Origin of the sequence: Mesorhizobium sp. WSM3864, assembly GCF_002294955.1 — a bacterium.
Lineage (GTDB): Bacteria > Pseudomonadota > Alphaproteobacteria > Rhizobiales > Rhizobiaceae > Mesorhizobium.
On record NZ_NSGD01000011.1, the window covers coordinates 1 to 23,834 of the forward strand.

At 63.8% G+C, this 23,834-nt stretch carries 14 protein-coding genes and 2 pseudogenes; 13 read left to right on the forward strand and 3 right to left on the reverse strand.

What is annotated here, in order from left to right; genetic code table 11:
- The 5 genes from CK215_RS21105 to CK215_RS21125 form a co-directional block, all read left to right on the forward strand.
- Nucleotides 1-5,916: translocation/assembly module TamB domain-containing protein (locus tag CK215_RS21105; protein WP_141245508.1), on the forward strand; the 5,916-nt coding region annotated here is incomplete at its 5' end.
- A gap of 270 nt (nt 5,917-6,186) precedes the next feature.
- Complete coding sequence (locus CK215_RS21110; RefSeq protein ID WP_095779087.1) at nt 6,187-7,845, forward strand: ABC transporter substrate-binding protein; 1,659 nt, start codon at nt 6,187-6,189, stop codon at nt 7,843-7,845.
- A gap of 149 nt (nt 7,846-7,994) precedes the next feature.
- Nucleotides 7,995-9,029 carry an ABC transporter permease gene (locus CK215_RS21115; RefSeq protein ID WP_066990563.1) on the forward strand — a complete coding sequence of 345 codons (1,035 nt, stop codon included), beginning with the start codon at nt 7,995-7,997 and terminating at the stop codon, nt 9,027-9,029.
- 13 nt (nt 9,030-9,042) lie between these two features.
- Nucleotides 9,043-10,200 carry an ABC transporter permease gene (locus CK215_RS21120; RefSeq protein ID WP_066990564.1) on the forward strand — a complete coding sequence of 386 codons (1,158 nt, stop codon included), beginning with the start codon at nt 9,043-9,045 and terminating at the stop codon, nt 10,198-10,200.
- Nucleotides 10,201-10,250: 50 nt separating this feature from the next.
- Nucleotides 10,251-12,461: an ABC transporter ATP-binding protein gene (locus CK215_RS21125; RefSeq protein ID WP_066990565.1), complete on the forward strand. Its 2,211-nt coding sequence runs from the start codon at nt 10,251-10,253 to the stop codon at nt 12,459-12,461.
- Between the two features lie 20 nt (nt 12,462-12,481).
- Here CK215_RS21125 and CK215_RS21130 read toward each other — a convergent pair whose 3' ends face one another.
- Complete coding sequence (locus CK215_RS21130; RefSeq protein ID WP_095832125.1) at nt 12,482-13,072, reverse strand: transglycosylase SLT domain-containing protein; 591 nt, start codon at nt 13,070-13,072, stop codon at nt 12,482-12,484.
- A gap of 212 nt (nt 13,073-13,284) precedes the next feature.
- Here CK215_RS21130 and CK215_RS21135 point away from each other — a divergent pair, with 212 nt between their 5' ends.
- Both CK215_RS21135 and CK215_RS21140 read left to right on the forward strand, forming a co-directional pair.
- Nucleotides 13,285-14,823: a trimethylamine methyltransferase family protein gene (locus CK215_RS21135; RefSeq protein WP_095832048.1), complete on the forward strand. Its 1,539-nt coding sequence runs from the start codon at nt 13,285-13,287 to the stop codon at nt 14,821-14,823.
- Nucleotides 14,824-15,041: 218 nt separating this feature from the next.
- Complete coding sequence (locus tag CK215_RS21140; protein ID WP_095832049.1) at nt 15,042-17,468, forward strand: FAD-dependent oxidoreductase; 2,427 nt, start codon at nt 15,042-15,044, stop codon at nt 17,466-17,468.
- A gap of 27 nt (nt 17,469-17,495) precedes the next feature.
- On the opposite strand, the pseudogene CK215_RS21145 reads toward CK215_RS21140, so the two are convergent.
- Nucleotides 17,496-17,889, reverse strand: a pseudogene (locus CK215_RS21145) (DoxX family protein).
- Between the two features lie 201 nt (nt 17,890-18,090).
- Here CK215_RS21145 and CK215_RS21150 point away from each other — a divergent pair.
- Complete coding sequence (locus tag CK215_RS21150; protein ID WP_067328944.1) at nt 18,091-18,579, forward strand: hypothetical protein; 489 nt, start codon at nt 18,091-18,093, stop codon at nt 18,577-18,579.
- Nucleotides 18,580-18,703: 124 nt separating this feature from the next.
- Here CK215_RS21150 and CK215_RS21155 read toward each other — a convergent pair whose 3' ends face one another.
- Nucleotides 18,704-19,480: a VOC family protein gene (locus CK215_RS21155; RefSeq protein ID WP_095832050.1), complete on the reverse strand. Its 777-nt coding sequence runs from the start codon at nt 19,478-19,480 to the stop codon at nt 18,704-18,706.
- A 173-nt stretch (nt 19,481-19,653) separates the two neighbouring features.
- Here CK215_RS21155 and CK215_RS21160 point away from each other — a divergent pair.
- The 5 genes and pseudogenes from CK215_RS21160 to CK215_RS21180 all read left to right on the forward strand — a co-directional run.
- A pseudogene (locus CK215_RS21160) lies at nt 19,654-19,908 on the forward strand (gamma-glutamylcyclotransferase); the annotation flags it as partial.
- A gap of 112 nt (nt 19,909-20,020) precedes the next feature.
- Nucleotides 20,021-21,385, forward strand: coding sequence for an NAD(P)-dependent oxidoreductase (locus CK215_RS21165; protein WP_095832051.1), 1,365 nt, complete (start codon nt 20,021-20,023; stop codon nt 21,383-21,385).
- 2 nt (nt 21,386-21,387) lie between these two features.
- Nucleotides 21,388-22,701: an NAD-dependent dihydropyrimidine dehydrogenase subunit PreA gene (gene preA / locus CK215_RS21170; RefSeq protein ID WP_067329150.1), complete on the forward strand. Its 1,314-nt coding sequence runs from the start codon at nt 21,388-21,390 to the stop codon at nt 22,699-22,701.
- Nucleotides 22,702-22,811: 110 nt separating this feature from the next.
- The gene (locus CK215_RS21175) at nt 22,812-23,336 is read left to right on the forward strand and encodes an Rrf2 family transcriptional regulator (RefSeq protein WP_095832126.1); all 525 of its coding nucleotides are present in this window, start codon (nt 22,812-22,814) and stop codon (nt 23,334-23,336) included.
- Between the two features lie 4 nt (nt 23,337-23,340).
- Nucleotides 23,341-23,799 carry a carboxymuconolactone decarboxylase family protein gene (locus tag CK215_RS21180; RefSeq protein ID WP_067328952.1) on the forward strand — a complete coding sequence of 153 codons (459 nt, stop codon included), beginning with the start codon at nt 23,341-23,343 and terminating at the stop codon, nt 23,797-23,799.
- The last annotated feature ends 35 nt before the right edge of the window (nt 23,800-23,834 follow it).

The window sequence follows — 23,834 nt, forward strand, 5'->3', positions numbered from 1 at the left end:
TTCGTGCCGCTCGGCACGCTGACGCTGGCCGTTCCCGATGTCGGCCCGCTGGCGGCGCTTGGCGGCCAGACGGCGACCGGCGATATCAACGGCACGATCGCCTTCGCCAAGGATGGCGCGGCTCCGAACCTCACCATCAATGCGGCCAGCACATCGATCGCCCGCGGCGAACTGGCGGCGAAAGCGATCACCGTCAACGCGCTGATCGCCAATTATCTCAAGGGACCGGCAATTTCGGGCACGATCAAGGCCGACAGCGTCACTTCCGGCAAGACAGTGGTCAGCGGTATCGGCATCGACCTGAAGCGCGACGGCGACTGGACCAATTTTTCCGGCGGCGCGACGGCATCCGGAATTCCGGCCACCGCGACCGGGCGCGTGAAGATCGCCGACGGCAAGACCAGCGTCGAGATCGCGTCCGGCGAAGCGACCCTGCGCGGCATCAAGGCGGCGATCGCCGAGCCGTCGCGCCTTGCAATCGCCAACGGCGTCGCCAGCGTCGAGAAGCTTGCGCTCAATCTCGGCGGCGGCTCGGCGACCATTTCCGGCAGCGCCGGCCAGATCCTCGACCTGACGGCCAATTTCGCCGGCCTGCCTGCGGCGCTCGCCAATGATTTCGTGCTGGGCCTGGATGCTGCCGGAACGCTGGAAGGCACGGCACACGTCACGGGGCCGTCGGCCAATCCCGATATCGAGTTCGACGCCAAGCTTGCCGGCGCCGAGACCAGCCAGACCCGCCAGGCGGGACTTGGGCCGCTCAATCTGGATGCCGCCGGCAGCTATGGTCTGGCGAGCGGCCTGGCCCTGGACCATGCAACGCTTGCGGGCGACAAGATTTCCGGCAACGCCGCCGGCACCTTAAATCCGAACGGCGTCAGCGATTTTTCGCTCGATCTGACGTCATCCGGACCCAGCCTGCCGTTGACGATCGGCAGCGCCGAAAGCCCGGTCAAGATCGAGGTCCAGTCCTTGTCGGCAAAGATAGCCGGCCAAAGCACGCAGGCTCGCCTCGAGGCTTCCGCGATCCTGCCTTCGGTTGCCGCCAGCCAGGTGAATGTGGACGGCCTTGCCCTTGCGCTGCATTCGGATGCGTTCGATCTCAAGGGGCGGGCAGGCCCGGTCTCCGGGACGGTGTCGATCGACAGGATCGGCCTGGACAATCCGATGATCGCGCCGTTGGTTGCCGGCAAGGTCACGGCCGAGGTCAACGGCCGTTTGACGAGCGACGCCGTTGCCGTCAACAGCGGCTCGCTCAAGAGCGATGCGCTCAACAGCCAGGTCGCCGGCCGCATGTCGCTGCGCGACGGCGCCGTCGACCTCAATGTGAACGCCAATGTCGCTTCTTCCGCATTGCCGGCAGCGGTGCGCGGCATGCTGGGCGACAGCGCGCAATTGAGCGCCGCGCTGAAACGCGACGCCAACGGCAACGTCAATGTCTCCGGCTTGAAGCTCAACTCGGGCGCGCTGAGCGCCGACGGGCAGGCGAGCCTTGCCGACAACAAGCTTGCCGCCGACATCAGGGGGGCGTTGAACGACGTTTCGCTGCTGTCGAAAGACGCCAAGGGCGCCATCGCTTTTGGCCTGAATGCGCAAGGTCCGATCATGGCGCCCGATCTCTCGCTGACGGTGAACAGCGACAGGCTGTCCGTGGCGGCGCGCGAGATCACCGGACTGAAGCTCACCGCGACAGGCAAGGCCGATGCCGCCAATCCGGCGGCCGATGTGCAACTGACCGGCAATGTCGCCGGACAGCCGCTGCAGGGCAATGCGGTGCTTGCCACCGCCAATGGCAAGAGCGCGATCAACGGGCTTCTGCTGTCGCTGGGACCGAACAAGATCTCCGGCGACCTCGCGCTCGACGAAGCTTTCGTGCCGCTCGGCACGCTGACGCTGGCCGTTCCCGATGTCGGCCCGCTGGCGGCGCTAGGTGGCCAGACGGCGACCGGCGATATCAACGGCACGATCGCCTTCGCCAAGGATGGCGCGGCTCCGAACCTCACCATCAATGCGGCCAGCACATCGATCGCGCGCGGCGAACTGGCCGCGAAGGCGATCACCGTCAACGCGCTGATCGCCAATTATCTCAAGGGTCCGGCAATATCGGGCACGATCAAGGCCGACAGCGTCACTTCCGGCAAGACAGTGGTCAGCGGTATCGGCATCGACCTGAAGCGCGACGGCGACTGGACCAATTTTTCCGGCGGCGCGACGGCATCCGGAATTCCGGCCACCGCGACCGGGCGCGTGAAGATCGCCGACGGCAAGACCAGCGTCGAGATCGCGTCCGGCGAAGCGACCCTGCGCGGCATCAAGGCGGCGATCGCCGAGCCGTCGCGCCTTGCAATCGCCAACGGCGTCGCCAGCGTCGAGAAGCTTGCGCTCAATCTCGGCGGCGGCTCGGCGACCATTTCCGGCAGCGCCGGCCAGCTCCTCGACCTGACGGCCAATTTCGCCGGCCTGCCTGCGGCGCTCGCCAATGATTTCGTGCTGGGCCTGGATGCTGCCGGAACGCTGGAAGGCACGGCACACGTCACGGGGCCGTCGGCCAATCCCGATATCGAGTTCGACGCCAAGCTTGCCGGCGCCGAGACCAGCCAGACCCGCCAGGCGGGACTTGGGCCGCTCAATCTGGATGCCGCCGGCAGCTATGGTCTGGCGAGCGGCCTGGCCCTGGACCATGCAACGCTTGCGGGCGACAAGATTTCCGGCAACGCCGCCGGCACCTTAAATCCGAACGGCGTCAGCGATTTTTCGCTCGATCTGACGTCATCCGGACCCAGCCTGCCGTTGACGATCGGCAGCGCCGAAAGCCCGGTCAAGATCGAGGTCCAGTCCTTGTCGGCAAAGATAGCCGGCCAAAGCACGCAGGCTCGCCTCGAGGCTTCCGCGATCCTGCCTTCGGTTGCCGCCAGCCAGGTGAATGTGGACGGCCTTGCCCTTGCGCTGCATTCGGATGCGTTCGATCTCAAGGGGCGGGCAGGCCCGGTCTCCGGGACGGTGTCGATCGACAGGATCGGCCTGGACAATCCGATGATCGCGCCGTTGGTTGCCGGCAAGGTTACGGCCGAGGTCAACGGCCGTTTGACGAGCGACGCCGTTGCCGTCAACAGCGGCTCGCTCAAGAGCGATGCGCTCAACAGCCAGGTCGCCGGCCGCATGTCGCTGCGCGACGGCGCCGTCGACTTCAATGTGAACGCCAATGTCGCTTCTTCCGCATTGCCGGCGGCGGTGCGCGGCATGTTGGGCGACAGCGCGCAATTGAGCGCCGCGCTGAAACGCGACGCCAACGGCAACGTCAATGTCTCCGGCTTGAAGCTCAACTCGGGCGCGCTGAGCGCCGACGGGCAGGCGAGCCTTGCCGACAACAAGCTTGCCGCCGACATCAGGGGGGCGTTGAACGACGTTTCGCTGCTGTCGAAAGACGCCAAGGGCGCCATCGCTTTTGGCCTGAATGCGCAAGGTCCGATCATGGCGCCCGATCTCTCGCTGACGGTGAACAGCGACAGGCTGTCCGTGGCGGCGCGCGAGATCACCGGACTGAAGCTCACCGCGACAGGCAAGGCCGATGCCGCCAATCCGGCGGCCGATGTGCAACTGACCGGCAATGTCGCCGGACAGCCGCTGCAGGGCAATGCGGTGCTTGCCACCGCCAATGGCAAGAGCGCGATCAACGGGCTTCTGCTGTCGCTGGGACCGAACAAGATCTCCGGCGACCTCGCGCTCGACGATCAATTCGTGCCGGTGGGCACCGTGTCACTCGATCTCCCTGACATAGGGCCGCTGGCGGCGCTTGCGCTAGAAAAGGCGGAAGGCGACGTCCGCGGCGCGATCGCCTTCTCGAAGGCCGGCAACGCACCGAACGTCGCCGTCAAGGCAACCACGGCAGCGATCAGGCGCGGCGACCTCTCGGCCAAAAAAGTCGCCGTCGACGCCCAGATCGCCAATTACCTCGCAGCACCTGTCATCTCCGGCAAGATCCGCGCCGACAGCGTGACCTCCGGCGGCACTGCCGTTACCGGCATCGATGTCGACCTGAAGCGCGATGGCGACTGGACCGCCTTTTCCGGCGGCGCCACCGTGAAGAACATTCCGGCGAAAGCGGCCGGCCGGGTGAAAGTGGCGAACGGCACGACGACCGTCGAGCTCGCGTCGGGCCAAGCGACGGTGCAAGGCATCAAGGCGGCGATCGCGCAGGCCTCGACCGTGACCATCGCCAACGGCGCGACGACGCTCGACCGGCTGGTGCTCAATCTCGGCGGCGGCACGGCGACGGTGACGGGCAAGGTCACGCAGACGCTCGACATCAACGCCAATCTGGCCCGGGTGCCGGTCTCGCTCGCAAACAGTTTCTCGCCTGGCCTCGATGCGGCAGGCTCGATCTCGGGCACGGTCAAGGTCTCCGGCGCGCCGGCCACTCCGACGGTCGCCTTCAATGTCGATGCTTCGGGCGTGCAGACTTCGCAGACGCGGGGCGCAGGCCTCGGCGGCATGAACGTATCCTCGTCGGGAACCTTTGCCGGCAGCAAGCTTGCCTTCGACGCCAACATCAGCGACGGCGCCGGCCTTGGTCTCAAGGGCGGCGGCACGGTGACGACGGCAGGCGGGCCGACCCTGGCGCTCGATTTCAAAGGCAAGGTGCCGTTTTCCTTCCTTGCCTCGAAACTCGCCGTGCAAGGCCTGGCGCTCAACGGAACCGCCAATGTCGACGTGCAGGTGCGCGGTCCTGTATCCGCGCCGGTGATCAGCGGCAAAGTCACGACGTCGGGCGCCCGTCTCATCGACGCGCGCTCCGGGCTGGCGGTCAACGACATCGGGGCCGACGTCTCGATCGGCGGCGGCGTCGCCAGGATCACTCGCCTGACGGGCACGTTGTCGACGCGCGGCAGCCTTTCGGCGAGTGGCACCGTCGGCATCACGCCGGCGCAAGGTTTTCCGGCCGACCTGTCGATAAAACTCACCGACGCCCGCTACACCGACGGCAGGGTGGTGACCGCCAATCTCGGCGGCGACCTGACCATTAAAGGCCCGCTGGTGTCGGCGCCGGTGATCGCCGGCACCATCAATCTGGCGAGGACGGTCATCACCGTGCCGGACAAACTGCCCGGTTCGCTCTCGGAGTTGGATGTGAAGCATAAGAACCCGCCGCGCGCGGTGCGCGCGCAGGACAGGGCTCTGAACCCGCCGACATCCAGCAGCGGCGGCAGCAGCGGCAGCGGCCTTGTCCTCGACGTGACGGTCAACGCACCGAATCAGATCTTCATCCAGGGCAGGGGCGTCGACGCCGAGCTAGGCGGCTCGTTGAAGCTGACCGGCCCGGCATCCTCGCCGCAGGCCGTCGGAACCTTCACCTTGCAACGCGGCCGGCTGACGATCCTTGCCAAGCGGCTGACCTTCACCGAGGGCACCGTCGGGTTCCAGGGTTCGCTTGTGCCTTACCTCAACCTGACCGCGACCACGACGACCAGCAGCGCCACCGTCACCATCGTCGTTTCGGGTGAGGCGACCAACCCGAAGTTCAACTTCTCCTCCGCACCGGCGCTGCCAGAGGACGAGGTTCTGGCGCAACTGATCTTCGGCCGCTCGATGTCCAATCTCTCGCCGCTGCAGATCGCCCAGCTTGCCGACGCGGCCGCGCAATTGGCCGGGGCCGGCGGCACGACCTCGCTGCTCGACAACCTACGCAGCGCGATCGGCATCGACGATCTTGACGTGACGACCGACGAGAAGGGCGGCACCGCGGTTTCGGCCGGCAAGTACCTCAACGACCGTACCTATGTGACAATCCAGAAGGGCGACAAACCGGGCTCCGGCAAGGCGACGATCGATCTCAACGTCGGGAGGGGCGTGAAGCTGCGCGGCGAGGCCAACGACGCGGGCGAAGCCAAGGGCGGCGTCTTTTACGAACGCGAATATTGACGGTGTTGCCCGCCCCGGCGGGCTGAAGCGGACTTTTGGCGCGCCCGCGAGGCCCGGTCCGCCGACAATGTCTTGATTTGATTGCCCTGTTAATTTTTGGAAATGTGCTGTGGACTAACAAATTTGCGTCAAGGCTGTCGCTATCACGCCAACCGGCCCCATTCCAAAGTTGCACATTCCCCACCATGTTCCAATTCCAAACCGGCTTTTGACATCACGGCCTGGATGCGGAATGTTAAAAGGCAGAAAGCCAAACAATGGGAGTCAGTCATGGCAATCTACAAAAGTAACGGTGACCGCGTTCCGGACCACATCCTGGCGATGGCCGAAGCGGCCAAGTCGGGCACGGTGGACCGCCGTGAATTCCTGGCTTTGGCCAGCGTTTTCGGTGCATCGACGGCAATGGCTTACGGCATGCTCGGTCTCGCCGCGCCGACGCCGGCCAAGGCCGAGGACGTGCAGGGCAAGAAGGGCGGCGTGCTGAAGGTCGCCATGTCGATCAAGGATCCCAAGGATCCACGCACCGCCGACTGGTCGGAGATTGCGAATGCCGAGCGCCAGGCGCTCGAGCCGCTGGTGAAGTACACGAAGGAATACACCTTCGCGCCTTACCTGCTGGCAAGCTGGGACATCAACGACGACGCCACCGAATACACGCTGCATGTGCGGCCAGGCGTCGAATGGAATAACGGCGACAAGTTCACCGCCGACGACGTGATCTACAATTTCACCCGCTGGGCCGACAAGGCAGCGGAAGGCAACTCGATGCCTGGCCGCCTCGGCAGCCTGGTCGACGACGGCACCAAGAAGCTGCGCGAAGGCTCCGTGGTCAAGGTCGACGACATGACGGTCAAGCTCAAGCTGAGCAAGCCAGACATCGCGATCATCCCGAACATGTGCGATTACCCGGCACTGGTCGTGCACAAGACCTTCGATGAGAAGGGCGCCAACTTCAAGAATTGCCCGATCGGCACCGGCCCGTTCGAGCTTGTCTCCTACGATGTCGGCCAGAAGGTGGTCTACAAGCGCCGCGAGACCGGCAAGTGGTGGCAGGGCGAAGCTTTCCTCGACGGTGTCGAGTTCATCGATTACGGCACCGATCCGGCGGCGACGGTTTCGGCTTTCGAATCCGGCGAAGTCCAGACCAACCACGAAACGACCGCCGACTACATCAAGATCATCGCTGATGTCGGCGCGCCGGTTTCGGAGGTCGTCACGGCCGCCACCGTGGTGTCGCGCTTCAACATCACCCACAAGCCCTATGACAACCAGAAGGTTCGTCAGGCGATGTTGCTTGCGGTCGACAACGCCACGGTGCTGCAGCTCGGCTACGGCAATGCCGGCACCCCGGCTGAAAACCACCATGTCGCGCCGATCCATCCGGAATATGTCAAGCTGCCCGAGGTCAAGCGCGACATCGCCAAGGCCAAGCAGATGCTGACGGAAGCCGGCGTGATCGATTTCGAGCACGAACTGATCAGCAACGACGAAGACTATCACAAGAACACCACGGACGCGATCGCGGCCCAGCTGCGCGAAGCGGGCATCAAGGTGAAGCGCACCGTGCTGCCGAGCTCGACCTTCTGGAACGACTGGACGAAGTATCCGTTCTCGCAAACCAACTGGAACATGCGCCCGCTGGGCATCCAGGTCATCTCCATCGCCTATCGCTCCGGCGAAGCGTGGAACGAGACGGCCTACGCCAATCCCGACTTCGACAAGAAGGTCAACGAGGCGCTCGGCATCGCCGATGCGGAGAAGCGCAAGGTTGTGATGAAGGACATCGAGCAAACCCTGCAGGATTCCGGCATCATCATCCAGCCTTACTGGCGCAAGCTCTACATCAACATCAAGCCCGAGGTGAAGAACCACTCGATGCACCCGACCTATGAGCACGACTTCGGCAAGGTCTGGCTCGAACAGGCGTGATCCTTTTGCGATAAATATGAGGGGCGTCAGCCCCTCGTATTTGCAGCTTCGTCGCCGTTGCGTATTGTGCAACGGTGGCGGAGCCTCACAAGGTATCCGACACAGGGTTGAACCTATCTGACCCCAACCCGGCCGGCAGGGGAGCGCGCATGTTCTCATTCATTGCCAGACGCATCGGCACGATTCTGCTCACGATGCTATGCCTGACGCTGGTCGTCTTCTTTCTCGTCAATCTCGAGCCCAACTTGAAGAAGCTGGCGATCAGCCAGACCGAGATGCACACGTCGGCCGAACAGCTCGAAAGCTGGCTGGCCAATCACGGCTACCGGCAGAACTTCTTTGCGCGCTACGGCCAATGGCTGGGCGTCCTGCCCAAGCAGCCGATCACCGATCCTGCCACCGGCAAGGTGACGCAGCGCTTCTCCTTCTGCAACGATCCGGTCGAGCCGAAATTCTCCGGCGTGCTGCAGGGCGATTTCGGCTGTTCGACCAAGTTCAAGACGACGGTCGCGGCCAAGCTGTTTCCGGCACTCGGCGCCACCGGCATATTGATGTTCTGGGTGCTGGCCGTGATGGTGCCGATCTCGCTGCTCATCGGCATCCTTGCCGGCATGCGCGAAGGCTCGCGAACGGACCGGACCCTGTCGGTGGCCTCGATCGCCTCGACGGCGACGCCCGAATATGTGTCGGGCGTCATCTTCACCGTCATCTTCGCCTCGTGGCTTGGCTGGCTGAACGGCTCGGCGGCATCCGCCAGCCAGGGCATCACCTTCTACAATTTCACCCTGCCGGTGATCACGCTGGCGATCTACGGCACCGGCTATATCGCACGCATGACGCGGGCCTCGATGGTCGAGGTGATGACGCAGCAGTATATCCGCACGGCCCGCCTCAAGGGGCTCTCCTTCGGCAGTGTGGTGATCAAGCATGCGCTACGTAACGCGCTGATCGCGCCTTTCACCGTCATCATGCTGCAGTTCCCGTGGCTGCTCACCGGCGTCGTCATCGTCGAGGTGATGTTCCGCTACCAGGGCTTCGGCTACACGCTGGTCGAGGCCGCCGGCAACAACGACATCGACCTTCTGCTCGGCTGCTCGCTGGTCTCGGTGTTCATCGTGCTGATCACCCAACTCATCTCGGATGTCGGCTACGCGTTTCTCAATCCGCGCATCAGAGTTCAATAGGGGGGCAGGGCGGATGCAGATCGAATATATCGGTGCCTTCGATGTCGTGCTCGGCGTGCTTTGGCGCTTCTGGCCGGTATGGGTCGCGCTTGTCCTGGTGATGGGCGTTAGCTTTACCTACAAGAAGAAGCTCGGGCTCTACGGCCAGCTCTTTGACAGCGGCGTCGGCATTGCCGGCGTCGGCATCTGCCTGTTCTGGCTGTTCACGGCGATCTTCGCCTCGACCATCTCGCCTTTCGATCCGCTGGCCCAGGTGTCGATCATGAAGGATACGCTGCCCGGCGCGATCGAGCCGACTTCGAAGCTCGTCTACTATTTCGGCGGCGACAAGCTCGCCCGCGACGTGTTCTCGCGCATGGTCTATGGCAGCCAGATCGTGCTGATCATCGCGCCGGCGGCGACCGGTTTTGCGCTGATGGTCGGCATCACGCTCGGCCTGCCGGCCGGTTACTACGGCGGCAAGATCGACACGGTGCTGTCGTTCCTCGCCAATCTGGTGCTGGCCTTCCCGGTGATCCTTTTGTTCTACCTGCTGGTGACGCCAGGCATCATGGATACGCCTATCCCGTACGCCCTGGCGGGGCTGTTCTTCCTGTTCCCGATCATCTTCTTCTGCGTGCTGTTCTGGACCCGCTACAAGAACCGACCGGACCGGCTCTATATCCTGCTCGGCCTGACGCTCGTCATCGGGGGCTGGATCTATACGGGCCTCGTCTTCGACAAGGATCCGCTGAGGATCGTCCACATCGATCCCAACCAGCTCAACATTTTCGTGGCGGTGGTGTTCGCTTCCAGCCCCGGCGTGTTCCGCATCGTGCGCGGGCTGACCATGGATATCAAGACGCGCGACTACGTGGCGGCGGCGCAGACACGCGGTGAATCGCCCTGGTACATCATGCTGTGGGAAATCCTGCCCAATGCACGCGGACCGCTGATCGTCGATGCCTGCCTGCGCATCGGCTATACGACGATCCTGCTCGGCACGCTGGGTTATTTCGGCCTGGGGCTGGCGCCCGAGAGTCCCGACTGGGGCACCGCGATCAAGGATGCCAGCCGGCTCTTGCGCTCCTTCATCCACCCGGCGCTGCCGCCGACGATCGCGCTGATGTCGTTCGTGCTGGGCCTGAACCTTTTGGCGGATTCGCTGCGCGAACAGTCGATGAAGGATTGATGGCGGGGCTTCGGGCCCCATCTTCCAGGAAGCAAGGATTGGAGCGACCCATGAACGAGGCAGTTCGAGATCCAGCCAAGACGACCAATGGGCCGATCATCGAGATCGAGAACCTCTCGATCTCCTTCTTCACCCGCAAGGGCGAGATCCCGGCGGTGATGGACTTTTCCTGCACGGTCATGCCCGGCGAGGCGATGGGCATCGTCGGCGAATCCGGCTGCGGCAAGTCGACCGTGTCGCTCGGCATCATGCGCGACCTCTCAAACATCGGAAAGATCGTCGGCGGCCGCATCAAGTTCCAGGGCAGGGACATGGGCGAGATGTCCGACGAGGAGCTTCGGGCCATCCGTGGCAACAAGATCGCCATGATCTATCAGGAGCCGATGGCGAGCCTCAATCCGGCGATGAAGGTCGGCCAGCAATTGATGGAAGTGCCGCTGATCCACGACAAGGTCTCGAAGGAAGAGGCCCATAATCGTGCACTGGAGATGGTGCGCGCGGTCAAGCTGCCCGATCCGGAGCGCATGATGCGCTCCTATCCCCACCAGCTTTCGGGCGGCCAGCAGCAGCGCATCGTCATCGCCATGGCGCTGCTGTCGAAACCGGCGCTGCTGCTCCTCGACGAGCCGACGACGGCGCTCGACGTCACGGTCGAGGCCGGAATTGTCGAACTGGTCAAGGGACTGGGCCAGAAGTTCGGCACCTCGATGATCTTCGTGTCGCACAATCTCGGCCTCATTCTCGAGACCTGCGACAAGATCACGGTGATGTATTCCGGCGAGGCCGTCGAGACCGGCAAGATCGAGGACGTGTTCGACCGGATGCGCCACCCCTATACGCAAGGGCTGTTCCGCTCGATTCCGCTGCCCGGCGCCGACAAGAATTCGCGGCCGCTGATCTCCATTCCCGGCCAATTGCCGCTGCCGCATGAGCGGCCGAAGGGATGCAATTTCGGACCCCGCTGTCACCATTTCGTCGAGGGCGTCTGCAATGCCGCCGAAATTCCGATGGTTGCCGTCGAGGGGCATGAGGGCCATTTTTCGCGCTGCGTGCGCTTCAACGAGATCGACTGGGAAGCGCTGCCGCCCGGCGCCAAGAAGGTCAACGAAAAGGTCGAGCCCGGCGCGCCGGTGCTCAAGATCGACAATCTCAAGAAGTACTACAAGGTCGGCGGCAGCGAGGTGTTCGGCTCGAGCGAAGGCCGCGTCGTCAAGGCCAACGAGACGATTTCGTTCACCGCGCGCGAGTCCGAAACGGTCGCGATCGTCGGCGAGTCCGGCTGCGGGAAATCGACGCTCGCCAAGGTGCTTTTGGGGCTTGAGACCGCAAGCTCGGGCACCGTGACGCTGGGCAACAAGGAGATCCAGTCTACCGGCATCGAGAGCCGCAATGTCGAGACAGTGTCGTCGATCCAGATGGTTTTCCAGAACCCGTTCGACACGCTGAACCCCAGCCATACGGTCGGCTCGCAGATCATCCGCACGCTGGAGAAGTTCAATGTCGGCAAGACCGTCGCCGAGCGGCGCAAGCGCATGCTGGAGCTGCTCGACCTGGTGAAGCTGCCGCGGGCCTTCGAGACCCGCAAGCCGCGCCAGCTCTCAGGCGGCCAGAAGCAGCGCATCGGCGTGGCCCGCGCCTTCGCTGGCGACGCCAAGGTGGTGGTGGCCGACGAGCCGGTCTCGGCGCTCGACGTCTCGGTGCAGGCGGCGGTGACCGAGCTCTTGATGGACATTCAGCGCAAGAACAAGACGACCATGCTGTTCATCAGCCACGACCTGTCCGTGGTGCGCTACATCGCCGACCGCGTCGTCGTCATGTATCTCGGCTATATCGTCGAGCAGGGCACGACGGACCAGATCTTCTCGCCGCCCTACCATCCCTACACCGAGGCGCTGCTCTCGGCGATACCGATCGCCGACACCAGCGTGGTCAAGAAGCACATCGTGCTCGAAGGCGATATCCCATCGGCGATGAACCCGCCGACCGGCTGCCCCTTTCAGACGCGCTGCGGCTACAAGAAGCTGGTGCCGGACAATCTCTGCGAGACGACGGTGCCGCCGGTGAAGAATCTCGGCAACGGCCATATGAGCCTGTGCTGGCTGTCGGACGATGTCTTGGCGAAGATGGAGCCGGTCATCAAGTTCGACAAGGAGCATGCGGCACATGAAGGCGTGCCGGACGACGCGCCGCACGGCACTGGGCCGGGCTTTGCCGGCACCCCGCCCAAGCGCCCGAGGGGCAAGAGGCCGAAGCCGAACTAAAACTTCGCCGGGCCCCGGCCTCAGTTCCCACATTGCCGCAACTGGGCGGCGTAGTCGCGGGCCATTTGGTCCGTGGCGCGCGCGTAGTTCTGCACGCCGGCATCGCCGCGATTGCCGCGGCCGTAGGCCGACCAGCCGAGATAGTAGGCGAGATAGAGACTGTAGGTGTCGTTGCGGGCGACGCCGAAAGTGTCGACGGTCTTGGAATGATACCATCCGACGAAGTCGATGGCGTCGGCGAAACGGCTGCGGCGCGCCGCCCAGTTGCCGGTCTCCATCTGATATTGCGACCAGGTGCCGTCTAGCGCCTGCGAATAGCCCGCGGCGGTGGAGACATGTTTCCAGGGAATGAAGCCGAGCAGCTTGGTGCGCGGTGGCCGGGCGTTGCTCTTGAAGCCGGATTCCTTGCGCACCGTCGCCATCAGCACCGGAACGGGAATGCCGTATTTTTGTTCGGTGCGCTCGGCGGCGGACTGCCAGTTGTCGAACCAGCCGTCATTCTGGTCGAAGACGGCGCAGACATTGTTGATGTGGCTGGGCGCCGTCGCGCAGGCCGAAAGCGCAAGCAGCACAGAGACACCGACAATTTTACTAAAACTCGACCTAGGCATCGGAAACGAATAGGGCGAAATCATAAAGGGAGTCTTTCGAGCTTTCTTAACTCCGACCGAGGCGCCTCGATCTGGGCTCCTATCGATATTTCGACGTCGTGCGTCGTATTTGTCTTCATCAGAATGAAAAAATGCCGCCTTGGCTAAAATCACGCCGGCAAATGGCGAATTCCTGACAGCTCGCGCCTGAACGTCGGCGCTCTGATAGACGCATGACCGAACCAAGACGAAAACGCGGCGCCGAACGGACCAGCAACCGCGGGCCCGCCGCCATTCCGCAGCTGCCGCCACGGCGCGTGGTCAACCCTTACCCGCCGATGGCGGTGCTTTCGGCCGACCAGATCGAGGCCATTCATCAGGCCTCGATGCATATTCTCGAAAATTTCGGCATCGAGGTGATGAGCCCGCGAGCGCTCGCGCTGTTCGAACGCGCCGGCGCGAAGGTCGATCACAGCTCGATGAATGTGCGCCTCGATCGGGGCATGGTCGACGAAGCGCTGAGGACGACACAGGCCGGCTACACACTTACGCCACGCAACCCGGCTCACGCCGTTTATCTCGGCGGCAACACGATCAACTTCACGCTGGTGGCCGGGCCGCCCAATGTGCACGACATGGAGCGCGGCCGCCGCGCCGGCAATCTCGCCGACTATTGCGATCTCGTCCGGCTGGCGCAGCATTTCAACTGCATCCATATGCTGGGGAACCAGGTCTGCGCGCCGATCGAGCTACCGGCGAATTCGCGGCACCTCGACACCTACTTCGCCAATCTGACGCTGACCGACAAATGCTTCCATGTCTCGGCGATCGGCCGGGGCAGGGCGCTGGACGGCATCGAGATGATGGCGATCGCGCGTGGCTTGACTCTCGACCAGATCGGCCGGGATCCCGGCGTCACCACCATCATTTCCGTCAACTCGCCGCGCCGCTTCGACGAGATGATGGCCGAAGGGCTGATGACCATGGCCGAGTTCGGCCAGTCGGTGGCGGTGACGCCGTTCACGCTGATGGGCGCGATGAGCCCGGTGACGCTTGCCGGCGCGCTGGCGCAGCAAAATGCCGAGGCACTGTTCGGCATCGTGCTGACCCAGTTGGTGCGGCCCGGCGCGCCGGTGATGTATGGCGCCTTCACTTCCAATGTCGACATGAAGTCCGGCGCGCCGGCCTTCGGCACGCCGGAGAACACCAAGGCCAACATCGCCTCCGGGCAATTGGCGCGGCGCTACAATCTGCCGTACCGCACGACGCCGGGCTCGGCGTCCAATGCCGCCGATGCGCAAGGCGCCTACGAGACGCTGATGGCGCTGTGGGGTGCCGTGCTTGGCCACGGCAACCTCGTCTATCATGCCGCCGGCTGGCAGGAGGGCGGACTGACGGCCTCATTCGAAAAACTCATCATCGATGTCGAGATGATGCAGCACATGATGGAATTCCTGCGACCGATCGTGGTCGACGAAGGCGAATTGGCGGTCGACGCATTGGGCGCCGTGCCCACCGGCGGCCACTTCTTCGGCGAGCCGCATACGCTTGAACGCTATGCCACCGCCTTCTATCAGCCGATGCTCTCCAACTGGCAGAACTACGAGGCTTGGCAGGAGGCCGGCGCGCTTGACACGACGGCGCGCGCGACCCGGCTCTGGAAGAAGGCGCTGGGAGAGTACGTTCAGCCGACAATGGACCCAGCCGTGCGCGAGGCACTTGAAGTCTATATGGCGCGCCGCAAGGAAGCGATCGGGCAGGGCGAGCCGTGACGGTTTTGGAACGCTGGCGCCGCCCCTCATCCGCCTTCCGGCACCTTCTCCCCGTGAAGGACGGGGAGAAGGGAAGCGCTACAGCGCTGGCGACCCCTCTCCCCGTTTTTCACGGGGAGAGGGCAAGGTGAGGGGCAGCGCCGACGTTTGAGGAGAGACATGCCTCTCATCCTGAATCCACTCAGTCATCCAACTCACTGAAACAACGAGAAGAACCCATGAAGTCGCATGCAAAGGTCGTGGTCATCGGCGGCGGTGTTGTAGGATGTTCCGTGCTGTTCCATCTTGCCCGCCACGGCTGGACGGACGTGGTGCTTCTGGAGCGCGATGAGCTGACCTCGGGCTCGACCTGGCACGCGGCCGGCGGCATGCACACCATCAACGGCGATCCCAACGTCGCCAAGCTGCAGAAATACACGATCTCGCTCTACAAGGAGATCGAGGAGCTTTCCGGCCAGGCGACGGGGGTGCATCTGACCGGCGGCGTGCTCTTGGCAGCAACCGAGGCGCGGCTCGACTGGCTGCGCGGCGTCGTCTCCAAGGGCCGCTATCTCGGCATCGACCTCGAGGTGATCTCGGCGAAGGAAGCGGCCGAGTTGATGCCGCTCATCGATCCGAAGCAATTCGTCGGCGCCGTGCGCAACAAGGAGGACGGCCATCTCGATCCCTCCGGCGTCACCCACGCTTACGCCAAGGCGGCGCGGAAGCTGGGCGCGGAAGTGGAGCGCTTCACCAAGGTCGAGGACATCGTGCGCCGGCCCGACGGGCTGTGGCGGGTCATCACCAACAAGGGCGATGTGATCACCGAGCATGTCGTCAACGCCGGCGGGCTTTGGGCGCGCGAGGTCGGCCGCATGGTCGGGCTCGAACTGCCGGTGCTCGCCATGGAGCACATGTATCTGATCACCGAGGACATGCCGGAGGTCGCCGACTGGAACAAGAAGACCGGCACGGAAATCATCCATGCGGTCGACTTCGACGGCGAGCTCTATCTGCGCCAGGAGCGCGGCGGCATGCTGATGGGCACCTACGAGAAAGCCAACAAGGTCTGGTCCGAATTCTCCACACCCTGGAATTTCGGCCATGAGCTCTTGGAGCCGGATATCGACCGTATCGCGCCCTCGCTCGAAATCGGCTTCCGTCACTTCCCGGCCTTTCAGAAAACCGGGATCAAGCAGATCATCAATGGCCCGTTCACCTTTGCGCCGGATGGCAATCCGCTGGTCGGTCCGGTGCGCGGCCTGCCGGGCTTCTGGGTCGCCTGCGGCGTCATGGCGGGTTTTTCTCAAGGCGGCGGTGTTGGCCTGGCGCTCTCAAACTGGATGATCGAGGGTGATCCCGGCGCCGATATCTGGGCGATGGACGTGGCGCGCTACGGCGACTGGGCGACGATGGCCTATACCAATGCCAAGGTGCGCGAGAATTACTCGCGCCGCTTCTCGATCCGCTTCCCGAACGAGGAACTGCCGGCCGGACGGCCGCTGAAGACAACGCCCCTTTACGACACATTGTCGGCCAAAGGCGCGCAATGGGGCGTCGCCTTTGGGCTGGAAGTGCCGCTCTGGTATGCGCCCGAAGGCGGCAAGGACGAGTTCACGTGGCGGCGGTCGACCGATTTCGACCATGTCGGCAGCGAAGTGGCCGCCGTCCGCAACGGCGTCGGCCTCTCGGAGATCTCGAGCTTTGCCAAGTACAAGGTGACGGGCGAGGGGGCGGCAGCCTGGCTCGACCGTCTGCTTGCCTGCAGGCTGCCCAAGCCCGGCCGCATGACGCTGGCGCCGATGCTGAAGGAAGACGGCAAGCTGATCGGCGATTTCACGCTCGCCAATGTCGGCGAGGGCGACTGGTTCGTCGCCGGCTCCGGCGTCGCCGAGCAGTACCATATGCGCTGGTTCGAGGCGCATCTGCCGAAGGACGGCTCGGTGCGTATCGAGGCGCTGGGGCAGAGGCTCACCGGCCTTGCCATCGCCGGACCGAAGGCGAGGGCGGTGCTGGCCAAGGTCACCCGCGCGGACGTCTCCAACGCGGCATTCTCCTTCATGGCCGTCGCCAGGATCGATATCGGCATGGCGCCGTGTCTTGTCGGCCGCGTCAGCTACACCGGCGATCTCGGCTACGAGATCTGGATGGCGCCGGAGTATCAGCGCGCCGCCTACCAGGCGCTGATCACGGCCGGCGAGGAATTCGGCATCGGCCTGTTCGGGTCGCGCGCGCTCAATGCGCTCAGGCTCGAAAAGAACTACGGCTCATGGGCGCGCGAATACCGGCCGATCTACGGACCGCTCGAGGCCGGGCTCGACCGTTTCGTCGCCTACGGCAAGGAGGCCGACTTCATTGGCAAGGAACCCGCCATTGCCGAGCGCAAGCAAGGTGGCAAGCTCCGGCTGCGCGCCTTCATCGTCGAGGCCACTGATGCCGACGTCATCGGCGACGAGGCGATCTGGCACGACGGCGTCGTGCGCGGTTGGGTGACGTCCGGCGGCTATGCGCACAATGCAAAAAAGTCGATCGCCATGGGCTACGTGCCGAAGGAGATCGCCGACAGGCCCGACGGCTTCGAGATCGAGATCCTCGGCAAGCGCCACGCCGCGCGCATTCAGGCAACGCCGCTGTTCGATGCCAATTTCGAGCGGATGCGCGCCTGAAAAACAGGCGCGCGTCCGCACAGGGCATCAGGCGCTGCGGCGGTTGTCGAGCGCGAAAGCGCCGGGACCGGCAAAGACCAGATAGAGGAAAATGAAGCAGAACGAGATCGCCGCGTCGCCGCCATTGTTGACGGGGAAGAAGTCGCGCGGGAAATGCGCCATGAAATAAGGCGATGGCCATTTCGCCGCAGAGCAGGAACGCCACGGGGCGGGTCAACAGCCCCAGCGCCAGCAGGATGCCACCGGCGAATTCAAGGATTGCGGATGTCAGCGCGAGCCCCGTCAGCGCCCCGGCATGGGCGCCGGCGGGGAAATTGAACAGCTTCTGGGTGCCGTGCTCGGTGAACTGCAGCGCCGTCATGATGCGAAGCACGCCCAGCGCCTGCGGCTGATAGCGGGAGAGACCTTCAAAAAGCTTCATCTAAACTCCATCTTGCCCTTCTCGACCCGCCATAAATTATCGCTCGGAAGCGGACCATTCACTTCCCATGCCCTGCCATCAACAATCGGTGAGTGGGCATGAGTTCACCTCTTCCGGTTCATTCTCGCCGTGGTTGCAATTGTCTCCTATAAGTTGTATTGATGCGTGGATACACCAAACCATCCGGGGAATCCATTCGCCATGAAAAAATTCGCCATCAGCCTCTTCGCATTCCTTGCAGGCACCAGCTTCGCCATAGCTGCCGATGCCGGTTGTGATGCCTTCAAATGGCCGGTGACACGCGAGCAGGCCCTGTTTCCGTCAGCGTCCGCCGCCCAGTCCGGCGCGGCCCTGACAGTCGGGCAAGCGGCGGATTTCTCACTTGCAGCGGTCGACACGATCGGCTTCGAAGTTCCGCCTGGACGTGCACCGGCAGCCGGCACGTTCGGCGCGATGGCAAGCGTGACCGTACCGGCTGAAGGCGAGCTCCAGTTCAGCCTGTCCGATGAGGTCTGGATCGATGTCGTCCAAGACGGCCGCGCCGTGAAGTCGGCGGGCTTCAGCCGCGCAAAGACCTGCCCGGGCATTCGCAAGAGCGTGCGCTTCAAGCTGTCCGCCGGTCCGGCCACCGTGCAGCTCAGCGGCGCCAAGAAGGCCGATCTCAAAGTGGCGGTGCTGACGCCGGAGTGACGCCCAAGAGGGCGACGCCGGCGCCGGGCCAGCGCTCCCCTCTGCCCGGCCCGACCTCCGCGCAGCTGCGCCGCGGCTGCGGAGGATGGACCGGACATCTGCCCCACAAGGGGGGCGGCAGTTTCTATCGCCCAGGCGCCAGCAGCGCGAAATGCGCGCCCTGCGGGTCCTGGCATTGGATGATCCACTGCGCGCTCGGCACCTCCATCGGTCCCATCAATACCTTGCCGCCATTGTCGGTGACGCGCTTGGCGGCGGCGTCGATCGCGTCGACGTTGAAATAGAACTGCCAGACCGGGACCGGGATCTGCGGCGGCTTGTTCATCATGCCGCCGCCGGATTCGGGGCCGGCGCCGAAGGTCTGGTAGATGCCCATCTCGCCCATGTCGAACTGACCGGCGCTCTCCCAGCCGAACTGGCTGGAATAGAAGTCGAAAGCGGCTTTCCAGTCCGAGGTGTAGAGCTCGTGCCAGCCAACATGGCCGCGCGTGGTAGCGGGTACCGGCGGCTGCTCGGGCTGGTTGGGCTGCAGGAACATGAAGGTCGCGCCCTGCGGGTCGGCGACGACGGCGAAGCGACCGACGCCGGGAATATCATCCGGCGCGCGATGAACGGCACCGCCAGCGTCCTTGAGCGCCTTCGTCGAGGCATCGACGTCCTCGGTGTAGATGTAACCGAGCCAGGCCGGCGGCATGCCCATCTTGGCGGCATCCTCCGGCATCGTCATCAATCCGCCGACGCCGCGCAGGCTGGAATTCACCACGATATAGCGCGGCATGCCCGGCGCCTTGTCGAAGGGCTCGGCCCGCCAGCCGACGACAGCAGTATAAAAAGCCTCGGCGGCGTCGAGGTCGGTGGTCATCAGTTCGTACCAGAAGAAGGGTTTTGCGGCATTCGGCATGGTCGGTCTCCTCACCGGTTCAGGCAGCGATCGCGGTTCCGATCCATCATAGGACGATCTCGGCGACAGAAATCCGACATCTGGACTAGAAATCGAGAACGGCAAGGCGCTCATGCATGTCACTCAAAAATGCGCAGCGGTTTTGGGCGACCGACACGCATCAAATACGGAGCTTCTGGATCGGGGTGACGGGTAGGGGCACGTCGCTCAGGCAGCCGCTCGAAAGGGTGGCAAAGACACTGGCACGCGCATGCGGCCATGTCGGTTCCGGCGCCGAATATCTTTACAACACCGTCAGCCACCTCGAAACATTCGGCATCCATGACCGCAATCTGTGGCGCCTGCAGGAACTCGTGGCAGACGAGATCAGGTCGATCCATCCCTCCAGGATTGAAAGCGCGACAGACATCGGCGTGGCGATAACATGACTGATATTATCATGTTTTTATGCAAGCAATACAGCAGCTTGGCCGAAAATTGACCAATTGATAAAAAAATAAAACGTGCTAGCCTTCCTCAAAACAAACAAGGGGAACTGGAATGGCGACTGGTCATTTCATCGAAGGCATAGCCGGCGGCCGGCTGTCTGCCGAGCAGTATGCCGATAACTTTTCCGACCTGCACCCGCCGCTCGATCATCACGAGGCGCTGGTCGAGTCCGATCGCTGCTATTTCTGCTACGATGCGCCGTGCATGAATGCATGCCCGACCTCGATCGATATCCCGATGTTCATCCGGCAGATCGCGACCGGCAATCCGCTGGGCTCGGCCAAGACCATTTTCGACCGGAACATTCTTGGCGGCATGTGCGCCCGCGTCTGCCCGACGGAGACGCTGTGCGAAGAGGTCTGCGTGCGCGAGGTCGCGGAGGGCAAGCCGGTGCAGATCGGCCGGCTGCAGCGCTATGCGACCGATGTCGCGATGGATGAGGGCAAGCAGTTCTACAAGCGCGCCGAACCGACCGGAAAAACGGTCGCCGTGGTCGGCGCCGGGCCAGCGGGCCTGGCGGCGGCGCATCGCTTGGCCCGCCACGGCCACGATGTGACGATCCTCGAAGCGCGGCCGAAGGCCGGCGGCCTCAATGAATACGGCATCGCGGCTTACAAGAGCGTCGACGATTTCGCTCAGGCCGAGGTCGACTACGTCACCGCGATCGGCGGCATCGACATCCAGAACGGCAAAGCGCTCGGACGGGACTTCCAGCTTTCCGACCTGATCCGCAACTACGATGCGGTGTTCCTTGGCCTCGGGCTCGGCGGCGTCAATGCGCTGCGCGCCGAAGGCGAGGATACGGATGGCGTCGCCAACGCAGTCGAGTTCATCGCCGAACTCAGGCAGGCAAACGACCTTTCCAGCCTGCCGGTCGGCCGCCGCGTCGTCGTCATCGGCGGCGGCATGACGGCGATCGACGCCGCGGTGCAGTCGAAGCTGCTCGGCGCCGAGGAGGTGACGATCTGCTACCGGCGCGGCCAGGAGCATATGAATGCCTCCGGCTTCGAGCAGGATCTGGCCGCCGCGAACGGCGTCACGATCCGCCACTGGCTGCAGCCGAAGCGCGTCATCGCCGAGAACGGCAAAGTGTCGGCGATCGAGCTCGAATACACAGCCATGAATGGCGACAAGCTCGCCGGTACCGGCGAAACGCTGAGGCTCAACGCCGACCAGGTGTTCAAGGCGATTGGCCAGAGCTTTGTGCCGGCTCATCTCAACGGCAGCGTTGCCTCCATCGAGCTCGATGGCGGCCGCATCAGGGTCGATGCCGAGGGCCGCACCTCGCTGGCGAAAGTCTGGGCGGGCGGCGACTGCATCTTCGGCGGCGACGACCTGACGGTCTCGGCCGTGGCGCAAGGCCGCGACGCCGCCGAATCCATCCACCGGGCACTGACCTCTAACGGGAGGGCATGAGCATGGCAGACATCCGCAACACCTTCGTCGGCATCAAGTCGCCAAATCCGTTCTGGCTGGCTTCGGCGCCGCCGACCGACAAGGCCTATAATGTCGAACGCGCCTTCAAAGCCGGCTGGGGCGGCGTGGTCTGGAAGACGCTTGGCGAAGAGGGCCCGCCGGTCGTCAACGTCAACGGCCCGCGCTACGGCGCGATCTGGGGCGCCGACCGCCGGCTGCTCGGCCTGAACAATATCGAGCTGATCACCGACCGCGACCTGCAGACCAATCTGCGCGAGATGAAGCAGGTGAAGATGAACTGGCCGGATCGGGCGCTGGTCGCCTCGATCATGGTGCCTTGCGAGGAGGAAAGCTGGAAGGCGATCCTGCCGCTGGTCGAGGAGACCGGCGCCGACGGCATCGAGCTCAATTTCGGCTGCCCGCACGGCATGAGCGAACGCGGCATGGGCTCGGCGGTGGGTCAGGTGCCGGAATATATCGAGATGGTGGTGCGCTGGTGCAAGCAGTACACGCGCATGCCGGTCATCACCAAGCTGACGCCGAACATCACCGACATCCGCAAGCCGGCGCGCGCCGCCAAGGCCGGCGGCACCGACGCGGTGTCGCTGATCAACACCATCAACTCGATCACCGGGGTCGACCTCGACAGTTTCGCGCCGCAGCCGACCATCGATGGCAAGGGCTCGCATGGCGGCTATTGCGGCCCGGCGGTGAAGCCGATCGCGATGAACATGGTGGCCGAGATCGCGCGCGATCCGGAAACGCACGGCCTGCCAATCTCGGGCATCGGCGGCATCACAACCTGGCGGGATGCTGCCGAATTCATGGCGCTCGGCGCCGGCAACGTGCAGGTCTGCACGGCGGCAATGACTTATGGTTTCAAGATCGTGCAGGAGATGATCGCGGGACTGGAGAACTGGATGGACGAGAAGGGCCACGCCTCGCTCTCCGACATCATCGGCCGCGCCACACCCAATGTCACGGACTGGCAGTATCTCAACCTCAACTATGTCGCCAAGGCGCATATCGACCAGGACGCGTGCATCAAATGCGGGCGCTGCCACATCGCCTGCGAGGACACCTCGCACCAGGCGATCACCAGCATGGTCGACGGCGTCAGGCATTTCGAGGTGATCGAGGCCGAATGCGTCGGGTGCAATCTTTGCGTCAATGTCTGCCCGGTCGAGGGCTGCATCACCATGGAACCGCTGGCCGCCGGCGTGCTGGATCAGCGCACGGGCATACCGGTGTCGCCGGTCTACGCCAACTGGACGACGCATCCGAACAATCCGATGGCCAAGGTGGCCGCGGAGTAGGGAACACTTTTGAAAGAAATGCGGCGCCTTCGGGTGCCGTTTTTCGTTACCTATATTGCAGATAAGAATTATCCATGATAGGTACTATCCATGAATTGGAGCCAAAGATCGTGAAGCTGGGAGAGGGCGTCGAAGCGGCGATCCACTGCGCCGCCATGCTTGCCGGCGTCGACGGCAACAGCACCATGTCGGGCGCGGCCATGGCCGAGGCGTTCGGGCTGTCGCCGAGCTATCTCTTGAAGCATCTCAATCAGCTGACAACGGCGCGCATCCTGGAATCGGTGCCGGGGCCGGCAGGCGGCTACAGGCTGGCGCGGCCGGCCGAGCGGATCACGCTGCTCGACATCGTGCTTGCGGTCGAGGGCAGGGAGCCTGCCTTCCGCTGCGGCGAGATCCGCCAGCGCGGCCCGGTCAAGCTCGACGCGTCGGCCTATGTCAAACCGTGCGGCATCAATGCCGCGATGCTGAGGGCCGAGCGCGCCTATCGTGCCGCCCTTGCCGAGGCAAAGCTCTCCGACATCGTCGCCGATTTCATGAAAGACGCCGATCCCCGCACCGTCGCCGCAAGCTGCGTCTTCGTCGAACGCCATCAGCGGCTGCAAAAGTTCAACAACCAAGCAAAGCGTGAAAGGTAAGAGAATGAAACAGAGGCTGCAGTTCTTCGCCAAGGCGCCTGAAATCATGAAGGCGGTGATGGCGCTCAACAAGGCCGTCGAGGAGTGCGGGCTGGAAGAAAGCCTGATGCACCTGGTCAAGCTCAGGGCTTCTCAGATCAATGGCTGTTCCTATTGTGTCGAGATGCACAGCCGCGAGGCAAGGCGGGATGGCGAAACGGAGCAGCGGCTTTATCTGGTCGCCGCCTGGAAGGAGTCGCCGCTGTTTTCCGAGCGCGAGCGCGCCGCGCTCGCCTGGACCGAGAAGGTGACGAACATCTCCGACAATGGCGTTCCGGACGATCTCTACGCCAGGACGCTGGAGCAGTTCTCCGAGGAAGAGCTGGTCAAGCTGACAGTGGTGATCGGCATGATCAACACCTGGAACCGGCTCTGCGTGTCGTTCCACGCCATCCATCCGATGCCGGCCGCCAAGGCTGCCTGATCATCCAAAGCCGCGCGGATCCGAAGACGGTTCCG

Excerpts from the sequence above, each read along its gene's own strand:
- CK215_RS21110 (WP_095779087.1), top strand. The coding sequence starts at position 6,187 with ATGGCAATCTACAAAAGTAACGGTGACCGCGTTCCGGACCACATCCTG.
- CK215_RS21115 (WP_066990563.1), top strand. The coding sequence starts at position 7,995 with ATGTTCTCATTCATTGCCAGACGCATCGGCACGATTCTGCTCACGATG.
- CK215_RS21120 (WP_066990564.1), top strand. The coding sequence starts at position 9,043 with ATGCAGATCGAATATATCGGTGCCTTCGATGTCGTGCTCGGCGTGCTT.
- CK215_RS21125 (WP_066990565.1), top strand. The coding sequence starts at position 10,251 with ATGAACGAGGCAGTTCGAGATCCAGCCAAGACGACCAATGGGCCGATC.
- CK215_RS21130 (WP_095832125.1), bottom strand. The coding sequence starts at position 13,072 with ATGCCTAGGTCGAGTTTTAGTAAAATTGTCGGTGTCTCTGTGCTGCTT.
- CK215_RS21135 (WP_095832048.1), top strand. The coding sequence starts at position 13,285 with ATGACCGAACCAAGACGAAAACGCGGCGCCGAACGGACCAGCAACCGC.
- CK215_RS21140 (WP_095832049.1), top strand. The coding sequence starts at position 15,042 with ATGAAGTCGCATGCAAAGGTCGTGGTCATCGGCGGCGGTGTTGTAGGA.
- CK215_RS21150 (WP_067328944.1), top strand. The coding sequence starts at position 18,091 with ATGAAAAAATTCGCCATCAGCCTCTTCGCATTCCTTGCAGGCACCAGC.
- CK215_RS21155 (WP_095832050.1), bottom strand. The coding sequence starts at position 19,480 with ATGCCGAATGCCGCAAAACCCTTCTTCTGGTACGAACTGATGACCACC.
- CK215_RS21165 (WP_095832051.1), top strand. The coding sequence starts at position 20,021 with ATGGCGACTGGTCATTTCATCGAAGGCATAGCCGGCGGCCGGCTGTCT.
- preA (WP_067329150.1), top strand. The coding sequence starts at position 21,388 with ATGGCAGACATCCGCAACACCTTCGTCGGCATCAAGTCGCCAAATCCG.
- CK215_RS21180 (WP_067328952.1), top strand. The coding sequence starts at position 23,341 with ATGAAACAGAGGCTGCAGTTCTTCGCCAAGGCGCCTGAAATCATGAAG.